This window comes from Acinetobacter sp. YH01003 (assembly GCF_013420525.1).
In the GTDB taxonomy this organism is placed as follows: Bacteria; Pseudomonadota; Gammaproteobacteria; order Pseudomonadales; family Moraxellaceae; genus Acinetobacter; species Acinetobacter towneri.
In genome coordinates this window covers 146,886-169,941 of sequence record NZ_VOXY01000003.1, presented here as the reverse complement: position 1 = coordinate 169,941, position 23,056 = coordinate 146,886, and the positions used below count along the sequence as shown (strand labels likewise).

General features: G+C 40.8%; 25 protein-coding genes. 9 read left to right on the top strand and 16 right to left on the bottom strand.

What is annotated here, in order from left to right:
• Window positions 1-13: 13 nt before the first annotated feature.
• Window positions 14-919 carry a tRNA pseudouridine(55) synthase TruB gene (gene truB / locus FTT70_RS05185; RefSeq protein ID WP_180043387.1) on the bottom strand — a complete coding sequence of 302 codons (906 nt, stop codon included), beginning with the start codon at window positions 917-919 and terminating at the stop codon, window positions 14-16.
• Window positions 920-1,063: 144 nt separating this feature from the next.
• Here truB and FTT70_RS05180 point away from each other — a divergent pair, with 144 nt between their 5' ends.
• From FTT70_RS05180 to FTT70_RS05170, 3 genes are all read left to right on the top strand, one after another.
• Window positions 1,064-2,092, top strand: coding sequence for a lipase secretion chaperone (locus FTT70_RS05180; protein WP_180168375.1), 1,029 nt, complete (start codon window positions 1,064-1,066; stop codon window positions 2,090-2,092).
• Between the two features lie 414 nt (window positions 2,093-2,506).
• Window positions 2,507-3,424: a triacylglycerol lipase gene (locus FTT70_RS05175; protein ID WP_225531238.1), complete on the top strand. Its 918-nt coding sequence runs from the start codon at window positions 2,507-2,509 to the stop codon at window positions 3,422-3,424.
• A gap of 176 nt (window positions 3,425-3,600) precedes the next feature.
• Entirely contained in the window at window positions 3,601-4,569 is a 969-nt protein-coding gene (locus FTT70_RS05170; RefSeq protein ID WP_131260617.1) for a triacylglycerol lipase, read from the top strand.
• A gap of 68 nt (window positions 4,570-4,637) precedes the next feature.
• Here the strand turns inward: FTT70_RS05170 and rplS are convergent, their stop codons facing one another.
• The 12 genes from rplS to ispH form a co-directional block, all read right to left on the bottom strand.
• On the bottom strand, window positions 4,638-5,009 hold the full coding sequence (gene rplS, locus FTT70_RS05165; protein ID WP_004974529.1) for a 50S ribosomal protein L19: 372 nt from the start codon (window positions 5,007-5,009) through the stop codon (window positions 4,638-4,640).
• Between the two features lie 173 nt (window positions 5,010-5,182).
• Window positions 5,183-5,932, bottom strand: coding sequence for a tRNA (guanosine(37)-N1)-methyltransferase TrmD (gene trmD, locus FTT70_RS05160; RefSeq protein ID WP_180168374.1), 750 nt, complete (start codon window positions 5,930-5,932; stop codon window positions 5,183-5,185).
• Between the two features lie 42 nt (window positions 5,933-5,974).
• Window positions 5,975-6,523: a ribosome maturation factor RimM gene (gene rimM / locus FTT70_RS05155; protein ID WP_180079519.1), complete on the bottom strand. Its 549-nt coding sequence runs from the start codon at window positions 6,521-6,523 to the stop codon at window positions 5,975-5,977.
• 28 nt (window positions 6,524-6,551) lie between these two features.
• Window positions 6,552-6,809, bottom strand: a complete 258-nt coding sequence (gene rpsP, locus FTT70_RS05150) for a 30S ribosomal protein S16 (RefSeq protein ID WP_004974526.1) — start codon at window positions 6,807-6,809, stop codon at window positions 6,552-6,554.
• Window positions 6,810-6,947: 138 nt separating this feature from the next.
• Window positions 6,948-7,385: a type IV pilin protein gene (locus FTT70_RS05145; RefSeq protein WP_005263831.1), complete on the bottom strand. Its 438-nt coding sequence runs from the start codon at window positions 7,383-7,385 to the stop codon at window positions 6,948-6,950.
• On the bottom strand, window positions 7,379-7,879 hold the full coding sequence (locus FTT70_RS05140; RefSeq protein WP_180168373.1) for a type IV pilin protein: 501 nt from the start codon (window positions 7,877-7,879) through the stop codon (window positions 7,379-7,381). Before FTT70_RS05140 ends, FTT70_RS05145 begins: the two co-directional genes overlap by 7 nt.
• Entirely contained in the window at window positions 7,879-11,544 is a 3,666-nt protein-coding gene (locus tag FTT70_RS05135) for a hypothetical protein (protein WP_180168372.1), read from the bottom strand. The genes FTT70_RS05140 and FTT70_RS05135 overlap by 1 nt, the downstream gene beginning before the upstream one ends.
• A 15-nt stretch (window positions 11,545-11,559) precedes the next feature.
• The gene (locus tag FTT70_RS05130) at window positions 11,560-12,303 is read right to left on the bottom strand and encodes a hypothetical protein (protein WP_168418480.1); all 744 of its coding nucleotides are present in this window, start codon (window positions 12,301-12,303) and stop codon (window positions 11,560-11,562) included.
• A gap of 2 nt (window positions 12,304-12,305) precedes the next feature.
• Window positions 12,306-13,247, bottom strand: a complete 942-nt coding sequence (locus FTT70_RS05125) for a PilW family protein (RefSeq protein WP_180168371.1) — start codon at window positions 13,245-13,247, stop codon at window positions 12,306-12,308.
• Window positions 13,244-13,762, bottom strand: coding sequence for a type IV pilus modification protein PilV (gene pilV, locus FTT70_RS05120; protein ID WP_180168370.1), 519 nt, complete (start codon window positions 13,760-13,762; stop codon window positions 13,244-13,246). Before pilV ends, FTT70_RS05125 begins: the two co-directional genes overlap by 4 nt.
• Complete coding sequence (locus FTT70_RS05115) at window positions 13,762-14,310, bottom strand: prepilin-type N-terminal cleavage/methylation domain-containing protein (RefSeq protein ID WP_180168369.1); 549 nt, start codon at window positions 14,308-14,310, stop codon at window positions 13,762-13,764. The genes pilV and FTT70_RS05115 overlap by 1 nt, the downstream gene beginning before the upstream one ends.
• A gap of 163 nt (window positions 14,311-14,473) precedes the next feature.
• Window positions 14,474-15,424, bottom strand: coding sequence for a 4-hydroxy-3-methylbut-2-enyl diphosphate reductase (gene ispH, locus FTT70_RS05110; protein ID WP_180168368.1), 951 nt, complete (start codon window positions 15,422-15,424; stop codon window positions 14,474-14,476).
• 133 nt (window positions 15,425-15,557) lie between these two features.
• Here ispH and gmk point away from each other — a divergent pair, with 133 nt between their 5' ends.
• The 6 genes from gmk to bfr all read left to right on the top strand — a co-directional run bounded on the left by gmk (window position 15,558) and on the right by bfr (window position 20,448).
• The gene (gene gmk, locus FTT70_RS05105; protein ID WP_004974513.1) at window positions 15,558-16,181 is read left to right on the top strand and encodes a guanylate kinase; all 624 of its coding nucleotides are present in this window, start codon (window positions 15,558-15,560) and stop codon (window positions 16,179-16,181) included.
• A gap of 76 nt (window positions 16,182-16,257) precedes the next feature.
• Window positions 16,258-16,539, top strand: a complete 282-nt coding sequence (gene rpoZ, locus FTT70_RS05100; protein ID WP_004809957.1) for a DNA-directed RNA polymerase subunit omega — start codon at window positions 16,258-16,260, stop codon at window positions 16,537-16,539.
• 222 nt (window positions 16,540-16,761) lie between these two features.
• A complete protein-coding gene (locus FTT70_RS05095) occupies window positions 16,762-18,864 on the top strand; it encodes a bifunctional (p)ppGpp synthetase/guanosine-3',5'-bis(diphosphate) 3'-pyrophosphohydrolase (protein ID WP_180168367.1) in 2,103 nt (700 codons plus the stop codon).
• A 122-nt stretch (window positions 18,865-18,986) separates the two neighbouring features.
• Window positions 18,987-19,370, top strand: coding sequence for a RidA family protein (locus tag FTT70_RS05090; protein WP_004809961.1), 384 nt, complete (start codon window positions 18,987-18,989; stop codon window positions 19,368-19,370).
• A gap of 172 nt (window positions 19,371-19,542) precedes the next feature.
• Entirely contained in the window at window positions 19,543-19,737 is a 195-nt protein-coding gene (locus FTT70_RS05085) for a bacterioferritin-associated ferredoxin (RefSeq protein WP_004974511.1), read from the top strand.
• Between the two features lie 246 nt (window positions 19,738-19,983).
• Window positions 19,984-20,448, top strand: coding sequence for a bacterioferritin (gene bfr / locus FTT70_RS05080; protein WP_131260631.1), 465 nt, complete (start codon window positions 19,984-19,986; stop codon window positions 20,446-20,448).
• A gap of 165 nt (window positions 20,449-20,613) precedes the next feature.
• On the opposite strand, the gene FTT70_RS05075 is transcribed toward bfr, so the two are convergent.
• The 3 genes from FTT70_RS05075 to FTT70_RS05065 form a co-directional block, all read right to left on the bottom strand.
• Entirely contained in the window at window positions 20,614-20,907 is a 294-nt protein-coding gene (locus tag FTT70_RS05075; protein ID WP_070153485.1) for a type II toxin-antitoxin system RelE/ParE family toxin, read from the bottom strand.
• On the bottom strand, window positions 20,900-21,142 hold the full coding sequence (locus tag FTT70_RS05070; protein ID WP_004974509.1) for a type II toxin-antitoxin system ParD family antitoxin: 243 nt from the start codon (window positions 21,140-21,142) through the stop codon (window positions 20,900-20,902). The genes FTT70_RS05075 and FTT70_RS05070 overlap by 8 nt, the downstream gene beginning before the upstream one ends.
• Window positions 21,143-21,360: 218 nt before the next feature.
• On the bottom strand, window positions 21,361-22,992 hold the full coding sequence (locus FTT70_RS05065) for a PglL family O-oligosaccharyltransferase (protein WP_180168366.1): 1,632 nt from the start codon (window positions 22,990-22,992) through the stop codon (window positions 21,361-21,363).
• Between the last annotated feature and the right edge of the window lie 64 nt (window positions 22,993-23,056).

Here is a 23,056-nt window from a genome sequence, read left to right as displayed (position 1 = left end):
ATCTGAGCAAAATTTAGAGATTTAAAACCCGTTTCGGTACCAAGCGCTTTTTATCTGTAATTTCAGCCAAACCTAAACACTTTTCACCATCAAAGACCAACACTTGCGCTGCTGCAGGATGGTCAATATTACTTTCCATGCCACGACTAAAATATTCAGCGCGTCCTTCAGGGACTTGAATGTGTAGAAAATGCTGCACAGGTGCATACGCAGGCAGCAATAAAGCCTCACGTTCTGCTTCACTTAAACTTTCCAAATATTCAATGCTATAACTTGGAATCAGGTCAAAATGTCCCGTTTTAATCCGATGCAAATAGGTCAAATGTCCATAAGTACCCAAGGCTTTGGCAATGTCTTCACCTAAAACACGAATATACGTGCCTTTAGAACAAGTTACATCCAAAGTGATGCTCTGTTCAGTAAAAGACAGTAACTCAATGGCATAAATTGTGACTGGACGCGCTTCACGTTCAATTTCAATGCCTTGTCGCGCTAATTCATATAACGGACGCCCTTCTTTTTTTAAGGCAGAATACATGGGCGGAACTTGCATAATATCGCCCTGAAATTGTGCCAATACCTGTTCAATGCTCTTTTGGCTCAATGCAGGTACAGCCTGCTGCAACAGCACTTCACCCTCGACATCTCCTGTGGTGGTGCTGTGTCCCAATTGAATGGTAGTTTGGTAGCGTTTCACCGAATCGAGCAAGTAGTGCGAAAACTTGGTCGCTTCACCCAAACAAATCGGCAGTAAACCCGAAGCCAATGGATCTAATGCTCCTGTATGCCCTGCTTTTTGCGCCCGATATAACCAACGCACTTTTTGTAACGCTGCATTGGAACTGATGCCCAAAGGTTTATTCAATAAAAATACACCACTAATGGCACGACGCTGGATTTTAGCCGCAGATGATTTCATAGCACACATAGGTCAAAGCAAAACTGCGTCATGGTAACAATCTGCCGCGATAAATGACAACATTTCTAGAACAGCGACTTACTTTTATGGCATATTTGAGCGCTTAGGATTAAAAAAATAAAATGGATAAACAGGTGCATTGAAATGCAGAAACATAAAATATGGATTGTTTTAGGCGTAGTGATACTGCTGATTGCGGCTTTGGTGTATTGGCTGATGCCACAATCAAACTCCCCCGATACATCACCCCAGCAAAGCTCAAATGATGAAACATCTCAAGCTTTGAGCATGCAGCAAGCCATGCAAAATAACCCTGCTGCAAATTTTTTAAGCCCAAGTCAGCAGGACACCGAAGTCAATTGTCAGCTTAAACTGGATGCAAGTAATCGTCTGATTGTGAATGAGCAAACCCGTAACTGTTTTGAATATTTTATTACCCAATATGGCGAAAAAAGCATTGAACAAATTCGTGGTGATTTTAAAAGGTATATTCAACAAGGACATAAAGAGCCTGCCTTATCGCAAATTTTAGATTTATGGCAGCGTTATTTGGACTATCGCAATGCGCTTGGACAACTGCAAGCACCGAATTTAAATCAGGAAGATCCGCAATATTACCGCAGCATTTTTAGCAGCATGCAAAATCTGCGTAAACAATATTTTTCTGATTATGAAATTGAAGGTTTATTTGGTACGGAAGATGCCTATCACGAATATACCCTAAAGCGCATGGCAGTCATGGATGATAAAAAATTATCTGAAGCTGAAAAAGCACGACAATTGCAGGAATTATTTAAACAATTACCTCAAGATTGGCAAGAAAATTTAGAACAGCTGAACACCTTGCAAGATTTACGCAGCTTGACTGCGGCAATTAAAGCACGTGGTGGTTCTGCTGCTGAAATCCGCCAAATGCGTTTAAATCTGGTTAGTCCTGAAGCAACTCAGCGTTTAGAACAATTAGATGGGCAACGCAGTCAGTGGAAATCACGAGTAGAGGATTATTTAAGTGCGCGTGATCAAATCATGCAAAGTGGAATGAATGATCAAGCCAAGCAACAAGCCGTGAAACAATTACGCGGACAGCATTTTCAAAATCCACAAGAGCAATTGCGTTTAGAAACCTTTGAACAGGTACATGATCAAGGTGGAAAATTACCCTTTGCTGACTAACATATTGCATAGAACAACTGGGGCATGCAACATGCCCCATTTTTATGCCTGAAAAGCTGTTTTAGTACAAACCCACCACAACGATTTAATATACAAATGTCTATAAATATTAAATAGATATCAAGATGCATGTAGATTTACAAATCTCTTGGGCAATGCGCAATAACTGTCCCCAAATGATATGTTTTTTCTAAATTACGCATGAAAAAATACCTGAGCGTACAAAAAATAGTCGAGGATGACTCACAACACCGTGCCGCAAGCAACGGCAATTTACATATCTGAGCTTTCAGGAGGGAAGCGAAGCCACCACTTCACTTGTAATAAAAATAAAGAACACAGGATTGTTTTATGACCATCATCTCTAACATACGGGCAATTACATTGGCTGTCACTGGCTGCTTGCTCGGTTCAATGGGTGTCGCTCAAGCTGCTCCAAGCGTGTTGCCTATTCAGGAACAGGCCAAATCTGACTATGCCAAAACCAAATATCCATTGCTCATGGTACACGGCTGGCTCGGATGGTCACGCATTGGCAATGAAACCTTTAATATGGATTATTGGTATCAAATTTTGCCAGATATGGCACGTAATGGCGCAACCGTATTTGCCGCACAACTCTCCCCTGCACACCGTACTGAATTTCGAGGTGAGCAACTGATTGCCCAAGTCGAAGAAGTCATGGCAATCACTGGCAAATCCAAAGTCAATTTAATTGGTCACTCACATGGTGGCCCAACAGTACGTTATGTAGCTGCGACCAAACCTGAATATGTGGCATCAATTACGGGCGTTGCAGGTACATTCCGTGGCTCCAAAGTTGCCGATGATATTCAAAATAATCGTTTATCACGCACCGCGTTTAATATTTTAGGCGACTATATGGTGGCGCCTCTCATTACTTGGGCGCAGCAACAGCCAGACATGCCTGTCGATTTTGATGCATCGATGGCTTCTTTAACCGAAACAGCGTCTGCAGATTTTAACCGTCGTTTTCCAACCACAGCCTTGGCCGCAAATTGTAGCAGCAGCGGTGCCAAAGTAGATCGCGGGATTCATTACTATTCATGGACAGGTGTAGCACAAGCCACCAATTTACTAGATATTGACACTGTTTTAATGCAACTCGGCCCACTGTCTTATGGCAATTTAGATAACGATGGCATGGTCGCACGTTGTAGTACCCACATTGGACACGTCATTCGTGACAACTACCGACTGAATCATACCGACCTTGCCAACATGATGTTTGGCTTAACGGGCTTGTTTGCACCTGACCCAGTTGCACTGTATCGACAACATGCCAACCGATTGAAATTACAAGGTTTGTAATAGTGAAGCTCATTTCAATCTTGGCAAAATCATCTTCCTGTGCTTGAAACTCAAGTGCAAGAAGTTCAATAACCATGAATCATTCAGAACTTGCAATCTAGCAAATTTCCTGAATAATGATATTTGACAATAGATATTGTCATGCTAGGAAAGCACAATAAAATAGAGGATGTTATATGAAATATGGATTATTCATTGCAGGCTTAATTGCGGCTAGTACCTTCAGTACCGCGCACGCATCCAATGCAGAACAGGTCAAATCTAACTTCGTGATCTCCAGTTATGCCAAAACCAAATATCCGATTGTGTTTACTCACGGTATGGCAGGCTTTATCAATATTGGTGGAGATCAGTTAGGTGTCGATTATTGGTACCAAATTTTACCCAATTTAGCACGTAACGGTGCAAACGCTTGGGCAACCCGTGTATCTCCTTTTAACTCATCCGAAGTTCGTGGGGAACAACTGGCACAACAGGTCGATGAAATTCTTGCAATTACAGGTGCAAGCAAAGTCAACTTAATTGGTCACTCACATGGTGGGCCCACTATTCGTTATGTTGCAGGCGTGATGCCGTCTAAAGTCGCATCGCTGACTGCGGTCGGTTCACCTAACAAAGGCTCGCCTGTAGCTGACTTTATTTTAAAAGTACAAGGCACACCACTTGAAAAGCCATTAATCGACATGGTCAATTTAGTTTCCAAAACCATCACTTGGGCACAAGGTTTAGATCCAAACAGCTATCCACATGATTCGTTGGCGAGTGCAAAAAGCTTAACTTTGGCTGGTTCTGCACAATTTAACAGCAAATTCCCAATGGGTATGCCAACGACAAGTTGTGGTGAGGGCGCTTATCAAGAAAAAGGCATCCAGTTCTATTCATTTACGGGCAATACGGCTGTCACTAATTTACTTGATCCAGACTCAGCCATGTTGGCGACCAGTTTGTTGATTGATAATGGTCGTGATAATGATGGTTTGGTATCACGCTGCAGCGCCAAATTTGGTAAAACCATTCGTGATAACTACTATTGGAACCACTTAGATGAAGTCAATCAACTCTTGGGCATGAAAGATATTTTTGCACCAGATCCTGTTGATGTGTATCGTCAACATGCCAATCGCTTAAAAATGCAAGGTTTATAAACTCAAATACCAGACATAAAAAAATGCGCCTAAACGGCGCATTTTTTAGCTGTAAAGCAAAGTTAAAATTAACCTTGTTTACGTGCTGGTAATTTCTCACGAATACGTGCAGCTTTACCAGACAATTCGCGTAGGTAGTAAAGTTTAGCACGACGAACGTCACCACGACGTTTCACTTCGATTTTCGCAACGATTGGAGAGTGAGTTTGGAAAACACGCTCAACACCAACACCGCTAGAAATTTTACGTACTGTGAACGCAGAGTTCAAACCACGGTTTTTCTTCGCAATTACAACACCTTCAAATGCTTGAAGACGTTCACGATCACCTTCTTTTACTTTTACTTGAACGATAACTGTATCGCCTGGTGCAAAAGCTGGGATGTCTTGCTTAAGCTGTGCATTCTCAACAGCTTGTACTAAAGGATGCTTACCACTCATGGGGTATCTCCAGTATGTGTGGGTCAGAAGAGGTCTGATTTCCACTGGGTATAGAGGCTAAAGCGCATAAACCCGATTGACTTTCCCTTTATGCCTGACCGCTTCAATGCATAAAGAGCCTATTTAAAAACTACAAACACACTGTCTGTAGCAATTTTGCTTAGACAAACCGATTACTTGGTCTGTCCTTGCGAATCTTTTAGCCATTTTTTTTGCTGCTTGCTCAACTCAACTTTTTCAATCAACTCAGGTCGACGCTCTAAAGTCCGTTGATAACGCTGCAAAAACCGCCATTTTTCAATATTGGCATGGTGTCCCGACTTTAGTACTTCAGGGACATCCAAACCTTCAAAATGGTCTGGCTTGGTATATTGTGGGCAATCTAAAAGACCATCCACAAATGAGTCTTGCACATGAGATTGCTCATCAGACATAGCACCCGGAAGTCTCCGAATAATACTGTCCAACAACACCATCGCAGGTAGCTCGCCACCCGATAAAACATAATCCCCAATTGACCATTCCTGATCAACATAGTTTTGGATTAAACGCTCATCGACCCCTTCATAGCGACCACACAATACAATTAATCCATCATATTTAACGAATTGTTGTACTGCAGTTTCGTTTAAGGTTTTACCTTGTGGCGACATATACACCACAGGTACATGAACTGCTCCTGCTTGCTGTGCAAGCTGTTTGGCATGCTGGATTGCTTGCGCTAAAGGCTCTGCCATCATCACCATACCTGGACCACCACCAAATGGACGTTCGTCCACCCTTTTGTAGTTGCCCTGTGCATAATCACGTGGATTAATGCAATGAATTTGCATCAAGTCACGTTTTGCTGCACGTCCGCTGATACCGTAAGCTGTAATCGCTTCAAACATTTCAGGAAAAAGCGTAATGACTGCAAAAAACACCGCAGACTCCTCTATTTTCCTGCTATGTGAATCCTGAAAGGATTAATAATCTACGCCCCAATTCACGTAGATACGACCCGCTTCGAGATCAACGCGTTGTACCACATCTTTATGCCATGGAATCATACGCTCTTCACCATCGACGCTATCGGCAGTTGCACGAACCACCATCACGTCATTGGCACCTGTTTCAAACAGTTCATGGATTTGACCGAGGTTTACTTCTTGTTCATCATCGTCCAGACCTAACACCGTTAGACCTTTTAAATCCGACCAGTAATACTCGTCCACACCTGCTTGAGGCAGTTGCGCTTTTGAAATCCAGATATTTGCGCCAACCAAGTTGTCTGCTGCGGTACGATCACTCACACCTTTTAAGCTGACCACCAAGCCTTTGCCATGTGGTTTCCAACGTTTTACATCGACCATTTGCCAACCTGCTTTGGTTTCAATGTACCAAGGCAGGTAGTCAAATATGTTGCTCATGGGTTCTGTATTGGAATAAACCCAGAGCCACCCATTTAATCCATAAGCTGAACGTAGCTGTCCAATCTGAATACGATCTTCGGGCACATTCTGTGTTGGTGTCATGGGCTACCTACTACTTAATTTGTAAAAATTATGCAGCAGCTGCAGCTTTTTTAGCTTGAGCAGCTAAAGAAGCAACACGTTCAGACGGTTGAGCACCTTGAGCAACCCAGTGTGCAAAACGGTCAGCATCTAAACGAAGTTTTTCTGCTTTACCTTGCGCTGTTGGGTTAAAGAAACCGATACGTTCGATGAAACGACCGTCACGCGCATTGCGGCTGTCAGTTACAACGATTTGATAGAATGGACGCTTTTTAGCACCACCACGAGTAAGACGAATAACTACCATGATACAACCTTATAGTTTTTACGGATTATCCCTGCATCGACCATCGATACATTTCAAACCCCTTTCATAGAGGGCAGTATTTTACGTGAATTTCGCCCTGAATGAAAGATCAAATTTTAGGTTATCAGCAGTTAGAATTTATTTATCGGACCAAGCGGAACAAGTATCTGTTGTTACTGGTGAATCCTTACCTTTAAACCAGCATTGGCGCCCTGTAGAATCTATCGTCATAGCGCCAGTCTTAGCTTGGGAACCAATAGGTTTAGCAGTCAATACCCAGTTATGGGTGGGATCTATTTCTGTACTTGATAATTCTAAGCTGTATGTTGCAGAACCAGATTTAGAAATACTACTACTGCCATACACCTTTGTTAAATTCGCTCCATAAAATGAACCATTCGCTAATTTATAACTAGCCAATTTGTTCGCAATTTCCATTAGCTCAACTTGTGCCTCGACCCTCTTCGTTCTTTGCACATATTCCTGATATGAAGGGTAAGCAATAGCAGCTAAGATTGCAATAATTGCAACCACAATCATTAATTCAATTAAAGTAAAACCTTGTTTTTTTACCATTGTTCTACTCCACTTCCAGTACAAGCACTATAAGACACATTTGAACTCGCCGTGGTTTTACAACGAACTCCCGTACTTGTTAACAATAATGTATATAGCTTTCCGTCTGATAAATCTAATGGAGTCGCTTTCATTGACCAAACCATTCCATTGTCTGTGGTCAGTAAGTTTTCAGTAGTCGTGCGGCTAATATCTTTTAACTCAATTTTATATTTGGATGTAGCTACATTAAATATCCCTCCTGGTACAAATACTTCAGGCATAGCGACAGTCCCCGCATATAAATATTTAGGATCAAATTTTTTATAAGAAAAATTTTTAGCTTTATGTCTCTCTAATTGATCAGCTAATTTCAACATTTCTTGCTGAACTTGGGCCGTTAGATTTTTGCGAATAAAGCTTTGATAGCTTGGTATTGCTATCGCAGCTAAAATCGCAATAATCACCACGACAACCATTAACTCAATTAGAGTAAATCCAGATGATTTACGCATTACCCCCCCCCTTGCGCATATTGCTCATACCAACGGTTCGGAATAAGTCTCAAAGCACCACCATAATTTTTGATTTGTCCTGATCCACTACCAGTGACACCGTTTTTTTTATCTTCATTTAATACAAAGATAGAGCGTTTATTTGGATCGCCATCACGGCCACCCCCAATAATAGGCTCACCAATACCTGCACCTAATGGAATATAAATATTGGTTTTACAAATACCGTATGGCAAACAAAAGCGCTGTAATGCTGTTTCTCCTGCTACACCTGCACTACAACTTCCCGTTGTACCAGGTTTAGAAGAATCAAAAACAGGAACATATAAATCACGTTCCATTGCAACTAATGAGCCCAAACTTTTTAAGATTTGCTTACTCTTAGTTGATGTTACTGTTGTTCCACTAGCACTAAGTGCCTCTTCCTTATTAAATAAATAGTACCAACCACCATTTCCTGATGAAGAGTCAATTTCCGGACGTTTGCTATTAGTTGGCGAATCATCACTATCTACACGATTATCCAATAATTTTAACTGACTTATGGCTGTTGCATTGTGTGCACCTAAGGTACGAGTATCAAAAGCTGACGTAGGGTACTTACTTGAATAGACATCGTAGTCATAAATTGCAAACACGCCATCAAAATCATCAACTGCAGACACAGATGTTGCATGCCCATGTAATGGTTGACTCTTATTACCAGAAGCAAAACTGACTACAGCAGTCCCCTCCGAATGAATCGTAAAAGTAGGAGCATTATAAAAACGCTTACGAGTAGCACTTAGATCCAATATTCGGTTAACTTGTGATTTAAATCCATTTGTAGAGGGTGAAAAATCGACGCGGAATGCTTGGCCTCTTAAATCACCAAAATATAGATGATCAATTAAGCCATCATTATTACGGTCTACAGTTTTTATTTCACTAACGATACTGTAATTCATATTTACAGTATTACCATTACCAGCTAATTTCAGATTGTTTGTACCACTTGTAGTAGTAGCTGTATTATTACCACTTACCGACCAAAGTAAATCACCATTATCGGCATCAAACATATAGACCCCAGCACCAATTTTGTTGGTTTGGGTATAGTCCGCAGCTTCATAGCCACCATAACCATCACGCTTATCTTTGACTAATTCACCATCAACTGTTTTTGTTGTATAAATTCCATCTCCATCATCTTCTAAACCTGGTGTACTACCTGCATCATAGCCACCACCAACAATCATGACTAATTTTCGCGTACCAAACCAATTCACATACGCAAGCGTAGGCTTAGACCAGCTCTGGCCCATATATTTTAGCTCATCAATCGTTTTCGATTTAGTTACACTACCATCCAAATAATGTACTTGTTTATTATTTGGATCAATGTGAAATTTAACTTTAGGTAAACTCATGTCAGTTAAGTCCAGAGAATAATAACTTCTCCCACCCATTCGCAAACCACCATAAACCCATTGTTTTCCTTTTAAGTTAATGGTTTCATCTTTACCAGCATCATTCTGAATTGTGCGTGAACCACCATCTACTGTAAGTTTCCCATTTGAGTCAGAAACATATACTGTATGTGCAGTCCATTCTCCATCTATACCGTAATACAGTTTATTTTTTCCACCAGTATCAGCACCGCCATTAAGTAAAAAACCTTGATTCTGTAACTCAATCATTTCTTTAGGGATGAAAGCAAATACTTCGTTACCTTTATCATTTTTTGCATCCAGCACATGTAATACACCTTGGGTGCTCCCAAACAAGATATAGTCATCTCGATTTGTTGTATCAATAGTTGCGGATGCACTTGTTCCAGTAACTGTCGGTAAGCCAGATTGGGTTAAAAGTATAGGTTTTGAATGTAATATCGCACCAATCTGCGGCAACTTACCTGTGATAGGTTTAGTTGTTAAATCTTCACCTGCAACCGCACTCTCATAACCAAGAAGTCCCATCAATGCAGCACGATATGGCGCAGAACTATTCAAATTGTAAGCTGTTGTGATTGCATTAAACTTAGTTTTATTCTCAGAATCATCATACCAACTTAAATTTAAATCTTGAGAGACTACTCCTTTTTGATAACTAAAATCTGTAAGTAGGAGTCTTTCTTTTGGTGAACGGTCAGCAACATAGCCTTGAAGTAAATTACTTAAAGCCCCTCCTTGAAAAGCAGTTTCATTTGAAGTTGGTACATATACCGAGTTGTTCCACAAGTCTGGTACATTCTTAATTTCATTGTTTTGCATTACAGGATTTGAACCTGTAATCGTACCTGGGTAAGATCCAGAGCGATTCCCATATAGTGACCCAAGAACAGCATGATATTTTTTTAAGTTTCCATACCAAGTCTGTTGTAATTCAGTTGTCGCAACTTTAGGTACAAATTGAGGAAAGTAACCGTATGGTTGGATCGTATTGCTATTCAGTGCATCGATAGGCAAGGTAGCGTTACCTGTGCTAATACCTGGAATATCCGTTTTAATTTTCCCTAAAAATGACTCAATACTTTCCACAATATCTTCTGGGTTTTGACCAGAGTACCACCCCCCTTCTCCCAAATCCCCCCAATCCATTGCATCTAATACATCATTGGTTGGATTTGAACCATCAAAGTCTTTACCAAAACCAACCACTGCTGTCATAATTTTAATGCCCGCAGGGTTTAAGGTAGGGTTGAGTAATCTCTCTGTAAATCGACCGATACAATTCCATGCATTATTCGCATTATAGTAACCACCCCTCTTGCCCAACTTACTGCTGTCTGTTGCCGAACAAGACCAACCAGATGTATTTGTTCCTAAAGCAGTTTGCATCAACGTTGATGCTGTACTTGAACCTGCATTAGGTTCTGGACGACCATCCGTTAAGAAATAAATCCCTTGTGCACTACATTCTTTAAGTGCTGGTGTCGTTTGACTAGATATAGATGCAGGTTTCGTATAATTACTACTTGAATTACTATAGGTGCCTCCGCCCGTCTTAGTTCCCATAAGGTATGCACCCGCTTCAGCATATGCAAAAGGTGTCGGTGTACCGCCACTTTGGGTTAAGCCTGCAATTGTGTCAGCCAAGTGCATACGGTGAGTTTGGTTTTTAGTGCCAATATAATATTTCTCATCTAAGCGTTTAGCTTCTAATTTGATTTCACCTTTGTTATTACCAAAGGTTGCCAAACCGATATACACTTCATCAGCTAAAGGCTCAATTTTATTGTTAACATCAGAATGATCACCTAACAAAGCCTGCAATAAACCTTTTTTCATTTTATTTAAGCGGTTCATGGTCGTAATATAATTATTACGCTTACATTCATATAGAGTAATACTCTTTGTACCTTTTGATTTCGAACCCGAAATACCGATGCTAAATGTTTTATTGGAACCATTCCAGCTCGATGGGCAACCAGTTGAACTATTTGGATCGTAGGTACTAAAACTTGAACCTGATGTATTTGTTGCATAATCAACAAAACGCATACTCCCTGATGTATCCAACATAAAGAGCATGGTTGTCGCGCCGGCTGCTGTAGACGGTGCTGTATAAATATCAATATCACTTGCGCCAACACTACTACAAATCAGTGCTGTAATAGATGCCGACAATACTGATAATCTTGCCTTAGTTAAGGCAGTATGATTTAAAATTTGTTTCATATTCATTTTATTTCTCCTACCTTAACTCACTTGTCGCAACTGATATTCCATTTCTTGACTACTATATGGAACATTCAATTTTGATAGACAATCAGCAACACTATCTTTGGTTACACCATCTACAACAACATTAAAACTTGGGTAATTCATCACACACTTATTAATTTCATCAGCAGACGCTGTAGATAAATTTGGAATAAAAGAAGTAGCATTTATAATAATGGTTCCGATATCTTTACCACCATAGGTCTCTGAGTCACTTCCTTCATACATATGACCCCAATCTTTACGTCCCTCAAGGATAGAACGCGCCCCGATACGAGTCACCACAGCACCACGATCTGAGGTAAAATCAGTAGCCTTATTCACTTTACAGTAACCATCCTGCCCCATCTCATTTTTTGAAATACTAGCCCCTTGCCAATAAACAAGACTGGCTTTACCTAAATTATATTTATCGTCTTTTTCACTTTTTCTTAAACAATAAACCAACTCTTTGCCCTTATTTTCAGGCTTATTCACATATCCGATCATTCCGTTATCTAATTGAAGCTTTGCAATTTTAACTGCATCATCAGCATAAGATTCGAGCTGAAAGAATACAGCGTCCGAATTTTGTACCAATAAAGCTTGAGCCTGCGCATTCGTTGTAATATTAAGTGATGTTATTGCTCCACGAATAGCCCAAGTACCTATGATTGTGATGAGCAAAAGTATGATCAAAACAAAAATTAATGTATTTCCTGCTTGTTTATTTTTCATCATGTTCACTCCGCCCGATTTTCCACACCAAACCCATTGCGTAAAGCGACTGTTTGGGTAATAACTTGACGTAAATATTTACTTTTATCTGGATCAGTTAATAACTCTTTATTTTCCAAATCTAATACCGTAAATTTAGTCAATTCTGTGCCATTTGCCACGGATTCAGGTGAGCGAACCAAAATACCCAATTGAATAGACACAATTTGTGGTTTATCAATTAGCTTTATATATTCAGATGGAGAAACATAAAGAAAATCATCCATCACACCATCTTTCTTTTTGGTAACCACTCCAGCTGCATTTTTAATTTCATTATCCCTTGCGATACCCAATAGCACTCGAAAATGATCGACATTTGGGATCAACATTTCACCATCACCAGATAAATCTAAACTCGTAGCAGAATCACCTGTATATACCGTCGCTTTGCAACGCAATGAAAGTGGTCTATATTGATCAGCAGTTGCCGCTGCCTTTTCTTCCTTTAAAAAATAGCGTTGTACAACGAATTGATTTGGTAAGACTTTCACACCTTCACAATTAAATTGACTACCAATTGTATTTTTATATTGAATTACAATTTGATCACTCTTAAGGTTTTTAAAATTACTAGGACCAATAGAAGATTTAGTTAACAAAGCATTGACGTCTTCACCATTTGTCATTGTTACTTTACTTATATTTGTATTATTAAAAACAACACCACCATGCAATGTATCTATTGTCATAGCGGCACTATTTGAATCTATGTTCGCACGACGCAAGTCTCGAATAATGTAATCTATCCCAAATAAACCGCTATTTTGAATATTCGCACTGCTTTGTTGAAAGGCTAGACTTTGATTTGCATTAATAAAGACTTGTATTGAGGCCGCCACAATAAGTGATCCTAAAATCAAGGCGATCATTAATTCTATTAAGGTGAATCCTCGTTGAATATTCATGACCCATATGCCTCCATAACCAAACATTTAGCACCTGCAACATATACACCCGACACCATACAATTTGCCTGACTGGTCGCCGTAATCGCTGTGTCTCCCCAAGCGACATAAACACATTGACGATCCCCTCCGTGGCAATCGCTAATTATGATTGTCATATTCTTTTGTTTCGCTGCTCCTAATAATTGTCTAGCATCAAAAGTTGCCATTTCAGCTCGTGTACACATAGGTGTATTTGTAACAGAAGCACCACTACCATCCGCTCTTATGCAATTTTTAGTAGTCGCATTTCCAGGTGCATTAATTTCAGATTTATATTTACTAAGCTGTGTTCTATTTACGCGAATTTTTTCCGCAAGATCTCGTGCGAGTGTCATTGCTGCTGTCCTATCATTTGCTTCTTGTATCGCGTCGATTGCTCTAAATTGCAAAGCTGCAAAACCTAAAACAGCTATAGCTAAAATAACCAGGGAGACAAGGACTTCCATTAACCCAACGCCACGTTGACTTTTCATCACTTACACTCCCCAATTAGTGGTTTATTTTGAATACGATCAATCACTCCACTCTTAAAGATTTTTATAGATTTAATTTCTGTTAATTTTTCATGACAAACTTCAAAGACTAAATCTTCGGTATCTTCCCACTGCATAATTAGCTTTGGATTAGTCAATGGATCTTCGGGCAGATCCTCTTTATACCCTGGGTTCTTAACTAAATTACGAATTGCTGTTGTGCGTTTTTTCGCCAAACCTGTTGGTGTAAAAGTAACCCCTTCTGGCAATCCTTTAGCAAGCACATGTACAGTTGACCTTGTCGTATCCCAATAGAACTTATCACCAGTATTTTCTTGATTCTTAAATTCTAAGGAAATATCTTTGCGAAGTGAAACGGCTGTTCCTCGAACATTTGACAATGTCATCGCCAAATCTCTTGCCTCTGTCTCTAACTGTTTCTTGTATACCAATTGCATCATATTGGGTGCTGCCATCATCGCGATAATCGCCAACACCGCAATGGTCACCATCAACTCAATTAAGGTGAACCCGTTTTCTTTTCGCATACTCCCCCCAAGACACAGACTTTGCCGTATTCAAAATAGTAGCGAACAACTTTACAAAACCCTCACACTTCAGGATAAAAGGCATAAAAAAGCAGATAACCGTCATTCAACGGTTATCTGCCTATTTTTAATCAGTTTTTTAAAGTGTTATATGCTTCGCAGTTTAAGCCTGTGTTACAGGAATACGTAACTCTTTGGGCAAACTAAAAGTAATATTTTCTTCACGTCCAGCCAGCTCTTCAGGTGCAGTTGCACCCCAGTCTTGCAAGCGTTGAATCACCTGTTTAATTAAAATTTCAGGTGCAGATGCGCCTGCAGTTACACCAATTTTTGTATTCGGCTGAAACCATGCTTGTTCCAACTCGTCTGCATTATCCACCAAATAGGCGTGTTTCCCCATACGTTCAGCCAACTCACGTAAACGGTTGGAGTTAGATGAGTTTGGAGAACCGACCACCAACACCACATCACATTGATTGGCTAAGTCACGCACTGCGTCCTGACGGTTTTGAGTGGCATAACAAATATCGTCTTTACGTGGTCCTTGAATATTTGGATATTTTTGGCGCAAGGCATCAATCACTCTGGCAGTATCATCAATCGACAAAGTAGTTTGTGTCACAAAAGCCACTTTATCTGGATGCTGAACCGTAAGTGCAGCCACATCATCCTCATCTTCTACCAAATAAATTTCGCCGCCATTTTTCTTGTCGTACTGACCCATCGTCCCTTCAACTTCTGGGTGTCCTTCGTGACCAATTAAAATCGCCTCTGTGCCTTCACGCGCATATTTGGTGACCTCAATATGTACTTTGGTGACCAACGGACAAGTCGCATCAAACACTTTTAAGCCACGACGCTCCGCTTCTTGCTGCACTGCTTTAGATACGCCATGTGCACTAAAAATCACGATATTGTCATCTGGCACTTCGTCCAGCTCATCGACAAAAATCGCACCGCGCTGACGCAAGTCGTCCACCACAAATTTATTGTGTACCACTTCGTGACGCACATAAATAGGTGGGTTAAAACACTCAAGGGCACGATTTACAATCGCAATTGCTCGGTCTACACCTGCACAAAAACCACGTGGATTCGCCAATACAATTTCCATAGAACCCTCTATGTTGAAGTTAAATAGGTGGGATGTTTAAAATTTATGCCAACAAAAGCCATCTTGGCTATTTTGTTTAAGGGGCGTCTACTCTAAAATAGAGAAGATATTTTATCATATCAGGAAAAATATCATGTCGGGTCTATTGTTTGTCGTTTCTGCCGCTTCAGGAACAGGCAAAACATCCCTCGTTAAAGCCCTGCTTGAGCGTGTGAATAATTTACACGTTTCAGTTTCTCACACAACACGCGGTCAACGTCCCGGCGAACTCGATGGTGTGCATTATCACTTCACGCAAAAACAAGATTTTATCGACTTGGTAGAACAAGGCGGTTTTATTGAGTATGCAGAGGTGTTTGGCAATTATTACGGCACCGCGCAAGCGACGGTTAAAGAGCAGTTAGCCAAAGGTCACGATGTGTTACTTGAAATTGACTGGCAAGGCGCTCAGCAAGTACGCAATCTTTTTCCTGAATCGAAGCAAATTTTTATTCTTCCACCAAGTCAGTTTGATTTACGCGAGCGTTTGTCTAACCGTGGCACCGATGCAGTCGATGTAATTGAGCATCGTTTGGGCTGCGCAGTTGAAGATATGCAACAATATGTCAATTTTGACTATGTGATTATTAATGATGACTTTAATAAGGCTCTGCACGATTTAGAATCGGTGATTACGGCTAATCGTTTGGTGATGGCGCAGCAGGCACATCGTCATCAAGCCTTGATTCAAAAGTTAATTAGCCCGCCAAGCGCGTGATTAAAACTTGAGTCTATAAGCAAAGCACCTTATACTGCACACTCTGTTTAAATTTATTATTCGAACGAGAATTCTTATGGCACGCGTTACCGTTGAAGATTGTTTAGACCATGTAGACAACCGCTTTGAGCTTGTACTAGTGGCAAGCAAGCGCGCGCGTCAATTGGCACGTCAAGGCATAGAACCTACCGTTGAGTGGGACAACGACAAACCTACCGTTGTTGCTTTACGTGAAATTGCAGAAGGTCACGTTTCTAAAGACATTTTGAAACAACGTGATCAAGATTATCAAACTTCGAGTCTTGACCTCGCACTTTCAGCAAATAACTTGAATTTAGATGGTTTTTCTTTCCAATAAGAACGACTTTCTGAAAAAGCCTAGTTTTTTACTAGGCTTTTTTGTTGTCTGAACTTTAATCTTGCGCTAAAAACCGTTATAACATAAGGATTAAGACCTAATTTTAAATGGTCTAATGACCTTATGTTTTGGTACGAAAAAAATTGACAAGTCATGCAATATGCTTTTCATTATAAGGTCTAACTGTAGATTCGTTATCACTTGTATTTTAAAGGGTGTTATATGCCAGGCACGATGGTCAGCCAAGCCAAACAACAGCTTCAAGCCATGATCGAACCTTACCTTAGCGTAAGTGAAGTCGAACAGGTGCTTACGGCTTGCGATTATGCCGAGCATGCGCATGATGGCGTTACCCGTAAAAGTGGTGAACCGTATGTGTTACACCCGATTGCGGTCAGTTGTATTTTGGCGCACATGCGTTTGGATGCCGACACGCTCATTGCTGCCCTATTGCATGACGTCATTGAAGATACTGACTACAGCAAAGATGACATCACAGAAAAATTTGGACGCACCGTTGCCGAACTGGTCGATGGTGTGACCAAACTTAGCCATTCCAGCGACAAGGAATACAACAAAGCCGCATCGTTCCGTAAAATTCTGCAAGCGACCTTACAGGATCCACGTGTCATTATTGTGAAACTGGCAGACCGCTATCACAACATGACCACTTTAGATGCGCTGCGACCAGACAAACGCGCACGTATCGCCCAAGAAACCTTTGATGTGTTTGTACCTATGGCACGTATCGTGGGTATGAATGAAATGGCGGATAACCTTGAACATCTGTGTTATCAAAACCTTGATTTAGATATGTATAACGATGTGCAAGCTGCCCTTTTACACACCAAACCAAAACGCTGCGAATACCAGTCTAAATGGGAGCAAAACCTTGCCGACCTGCTACAAGACAATCAAATTACCGGTCGTATTAAAAAGAAAAATAACAACATTGAATTACTGCGCCACTTTGTTAAAAACGATATTGATCTACAAGAACTGACCCACAGCCACGCCTTCGAAATTATTTTGCAAAGCATTGCCGACTGTGACCGTTTGGCCGATATTTTACGTGACAGCTTTCAGGTCTTGCATTATGAAGATCATATTCGTCGCCCACTACCAGGTGGCAACCAATCGCTCATGATGCGTCTAAAAGGCGAGCAAACCACCTTATCACTCACCATTCAAACTGAATTGATGCGTAAAGCCGCACGTTTTGGCGTAGTCTTGGGTGAAAACGCACCGCAAGCCTGCCGTTCTGCCATTCAAGCCTCTATGAAAAGCTTGAATGTGTTAATTGATGGTGAATGTGCCAAAACTACATTTAGCGATTTACTGGATTATCTACACCAAGAGAAAATTCATGTTTATACCCCGCACGGGCATTTACATGAATTGCCGCAAGGCGCCACCGCGGTTGATTTTGCCTATGCAGCCAGTTTATTCTTAGGTAACCACGCCGTCGGTACAAAAATTAATGGTGAAAGCAAACCGCTGTCAACACCACTCATCAGCGGGCAAGTGGTCGAAATCATCACCGATGTTTTAGCCACACCAAACCCAGACTGGCTGAGTTTTATTAATACCCAAAAAGCCCGTCGTGCCTTACAAAACATTCTGCGTGATCAGGATATTGAAGAACAGCGTTTGGTGGGGCAGCAAGCCCTGAACCGTGCGCTAAAATTGTTTAATCACTCGATTCAAGACCTAACCGAAGCTGATTGGTTAAATGTGTTGCAATGGCGTCATATCGACTCTAAAGACCGTTTATTTGAGCAAATTGCAGTGGGTGATTTATTGCCTCAGTTGGTGGCGAACCACATCTATGCACTCGATCAAGACAGCAGCGAACATTCTGACCGTCTGATTCAGGGCACAGAAGGCATTGACGTGAAATATGCACACTGTTGCAATCCTGTGCTGGGCGACCCGATTCAGGGCAACTTGTCACGTCGTGGTTTGATTGTGCATCGTGCGCGTTGCAATAACTTACTGCATGAGCAACATCAACATCCTGAAAATATTATGCCACTACAATGGACTTCTGAAGATGTCGATGACGTGAGTTTTACCGCTTACCTCAGCATTGATATGGATATGAATGACGAACAAATTTCCGATTTGATCTATCAATGCCGTAAAGCGAAAACTGGGGTAGAGATGGTGCGCAGCCACGAAGGTAAAACCCATGTCAATATTGTGGTGAATAACCGTAAGCAAATTGCCAAAATTATTCGTGATTTGCGTATGCACTTCGGTTTTCCACGAATTAGCCGTTTAGCACGTCCAATTAGCATTGCCGAAGAAGCCAAAGCCTGTTAAGGGCTTGGCAAGGCAATTTGCCTACACAGTACAGACACTACTTTTCGCATTAGTTACCAATAAGACTACTGTGATGCAGTCTGATGGTCTATGATGTTTATAAATTATTTTAGGAGAAATCAATGTCTCGCCAAGTCATCCATACTGAAAATGCACCTGCAGCAATTGGTACTTACTCTCAAGCCATTTTAGTGGGAAATACCGTTTATTTATCAGGTCAAATTGGTTTAGACCCGTACAGCATGGAATTGGTAGAAGGCATTGAAGCGCAAATTCGCCGCGTATTTGATAACTTAAAGGCCGTTTGCGAAGCGGCGGGTGGCTCTTTGGCCGATATTGCCAAGCTCAATATTTTCCTGACGGATTTATCACACTTCCAATTGGTCAATCAGATTATGGGTGAATACTTTGCACAACCTTACCCTGCGCGTGCAGCCTTAGGTGTGGCCAGCTTACCTAAAGGTGCTTTAGTTGAAATGGATGGCGTGGTGATTATCAATTCATAAGTCATTATTATTCAAATGCTTAAAAACAAATAAACGATGCCACCTATTAAGTGGCATTTTTTAATTCAAAAACCCAATTACAATAAATGACTTTTCAAATGATTTTTATTGACAAACGATAATAATTATCAATAATAACACTTATCTTATTTCAATTATTGTGGTTGCATTCATGTACGTTTGCTTATGCCGTGGTATTACAGATCAAGACATTAAAGAAGCCGTTGCCAATGGTGCAGACAGCTATCGTGAAATTCGCGATATGTTTGATTTAGGTACGTGCTGTGGTCGCTGTGCACCTGAAACTCGTGCCATCATCAGTGATGAAATTGCACAAATTGCGTCTCGTCTCGCCGTTGCTGCCTAAAGCTGCCGTTTTATTGCTCTCCCGCATTTCAGTATTATAATTTTACTCGGTGTTTCCTCTCCCGCTTCCGACTACAGCGGGTTTTTCTTGGCTTACATTTTTCCACATTGCCTAGCCAATTGTTTTTGATTGCGATTTTCATTTGCCGTTCTATAAATCACTCGCCATTTTGCCCAGTCTTGTTTAAGATAGAAATATAGATTGCCTTAAGCGGTTTAAGGCAGAAATTGTTGATGGAGTGCTGCAATGAAAGGCAATCGTGATGTGATTAATCAACTCAACCAAGTTTTGTATCATCACCTGACTGCAATTAACCAATATTTTTTACATTCACGTATGTTTAATGATTGGGGCATTGAACAACTCGGCTCGGCTGAATATAAAGAGTCGATTCGTCAAATGAAACATGCTGACAAAATTATTGAACGTATTTTATTTTTAGAAGGGCTGCCAAATTTACAACACTTGGGCAAATTGTATATCGGTCAGCATACAGTTGAAGTTTTGAACTGCGATGTGCGTAAAGTCCAAGAAAATATTGAAGCGATTCAAAAAGCGGTGGTTTTAGCAGAGCAACAATTGGACTATGTAACCCGTGATTTGGTTCAGGAAATTTTAGAGAAAGAAGAAGAATATTTAGATTGGGCAACGACACAGCTTGATTTGGTTGAAACTGTGGGTATTGAAAACTATATTCAAAGCCAACTCTAAGATTCATCTGGTTTAGATAACTCAAAAGACTGGTTTTCCAGTCTTTTGTTTTTTGGGGCACTTTACCTAAAATTCAGTATCTTGCCTATCTCTAATGAAGAAGCTCTCAATATCAATATATTTTACTTATGCGCATTTTAAATTCTTGGATTTATAAAAAAGTATTTATAACGCAAAAAAATGTTTCATGGGTTGCATCTGTTGATGCAATATCCGAATAATAAAAATTCCATAATCCTGTTTTTTATAAAAAATAGCATGTTGATGATGATCGTGACGGCGTATTCCCTCGCCAATATCTACACATGCATAACCAATCAGCGGTGAACTCACTAACAAATGAAAGGTATTTTCCAAATGTTGCGTGTATTGGTCAGCTTGAGCTACACCAAAATTAAGTAAGGTGTATTCATAAATAGCAGTGAAGTCGTCGACAGCTAAATTTGATAGCTTATACACGATGCTTCTGCTTCACTTGAGCCGCAATATCTTTTAGGCTAAGTGTACTTTCTCCACTGTTCTCACCTGCTTCAATCGCTTGCTTTAAAGCTGCAGTTTGATTTTCTTGCTGCTCCAATAATCTTAGTGCAGATCGCATCACTTCACTGGTTGAACCATAACGTCCAGATTCAATCAGTTTGCTCACAAAGTTATCGAGTTGTGGGCCAATTGTTACACTTGTAGTTCTCGCCATCAGCATGCCTTATTGTGTGAATAGATCATACAATTCTAACACAACTCCCTTTATCTGAACAAAAGTTCAGCATCTCTTTAAATTTTCGCACATGAAATCAATTTTATAATGAATACCCCCTCTCTTTTTAAAGAGAAGTTGGGAGAGATTTTCAACATTGAAAATTTTCACCATATTTGGCTCACTATTTTCAAATCCCCCTCCTTGCGCTACACAAATCAGCGCGGCTTTGCCTCATCCAATAAAGTCGCATAATCTACATTAACCTGCCACAAAGTGCTTAACAACCATAATTGCTTTTTGGCTTCTGCTTCATAACCGTTAAATGCTAATACGCGTGCATATTTCAATAAATCGTAGCGGGTTGGATAATTCAACACAATTTCATGGATATCCTGCAATTGTTCAGGCGTTTGTAGGCTATACGGATTTAATCGAATCCACGCAATGCGGCGGTTAAATTCTTCGAGTACCAAAATACGCTCTTGATGGGTGATTTTTTCAGGTGTGTGTTCATAGCGTACCGACTGATTCAGTTTTGGCACCATCACCTCATAATCACGATAAATCAGCATCAACAATAACGCACCAATCACAAAAGTCGTGCGTAAATAAATTGCAGATAAAGAGAAGCTTTTGAACACCCGTTGTGATTGAACCATGCCGATAATAAAACCAACAGGTAGCAAGAAGTAGGCATAGTTTTGTGGAAATTCCAGCATGGCATGCACGCTAAATGCACCGAGCATTAAAATCCCCACAACCGATTCCACCGACTGGGTATATTTATGCAATTGGTAACCCCAATAGCCCAGATACGCCAAAAATGGCACGCCCAGTAACACACCATTCCAAAGTAAAAAGTCCAAAATGAAATTGTGTGCGCTGCGAATCCACACAGGGCCTTGCACAAATTCACTAATCGTGACATACGCCACGCTGGTTTGATGCCAACCATAGCCCCACCACGGTTGATGTTCAATCGCAGCGAGCATTTGCTGCCAAATTGCCAAGCGTGACATATCACCTGTAGCGCGTTGTACTACATCACGAGATTGCACCGAAAGGTCTGCACTTTGTGAGAGTAATTGACTAAAAGCAGGTGCGATAAAAACCAGCCCGATAAATGCGGCAAACCACAGTAAGCTATAACCCCATTTTATCCGCATCACGCCACGGTATTGTTGATAGCTCAAATAGGTCAAGAGACACAGCGACGCCAACCATGAAGTCCGCGATTGACTCAGTACCACACCGACCAAAATCATGGCAGCTGCGATCACAATCCATACGGTTTTAAGTTTTTGTTTTTCGTATAAATATAGGCATGCCATAAGCGACATCACCAAAAAGGTCGCCATATTATTCGGTTGGGCGAAATTGGCATAAGGACGTTGCCCAATTCTTATATCCACCATCATTGGCAGGTATTGATCGAGTGTGAGCCACTGGCAAATGGCCATGAATGCGGTAATACTTCCCACGCCAAGCAGCACATAACTAAGGCCTGTAAAGATGCGTTCACGTTCGCTGTTGTTTTGCGTGAGGTTGTAGCCAAAATTGATTGCTAGCCAAAAACTGAAGATATACACGCTGCTGAGCAAGGCTTTGTCAAAGAAGTAGACCAAGCCAAGGCCCCACTGAATGAGTGGAACACTGCACAGTGCCAGTAAGGGCAGGCTGATTTTGGGTATTTGTAATTTTGCTTTAAAAAGGCAGGCTGCAAGGGCAAACAGGGCAACAAATGCGTAAAGCTCACCTGTATAGGTAACCCACGGGCGGTAGTGAATGGGCAATAGCCATGCAAGGGAGATGAGGATGGCAGCCAAAAGCAGCAATGCAGATTTCATAAGAAAACTAGACTAAAAAACTGGCTCTATCTTATATTTTTTTTGGCAAGATGATAGTGCTTTG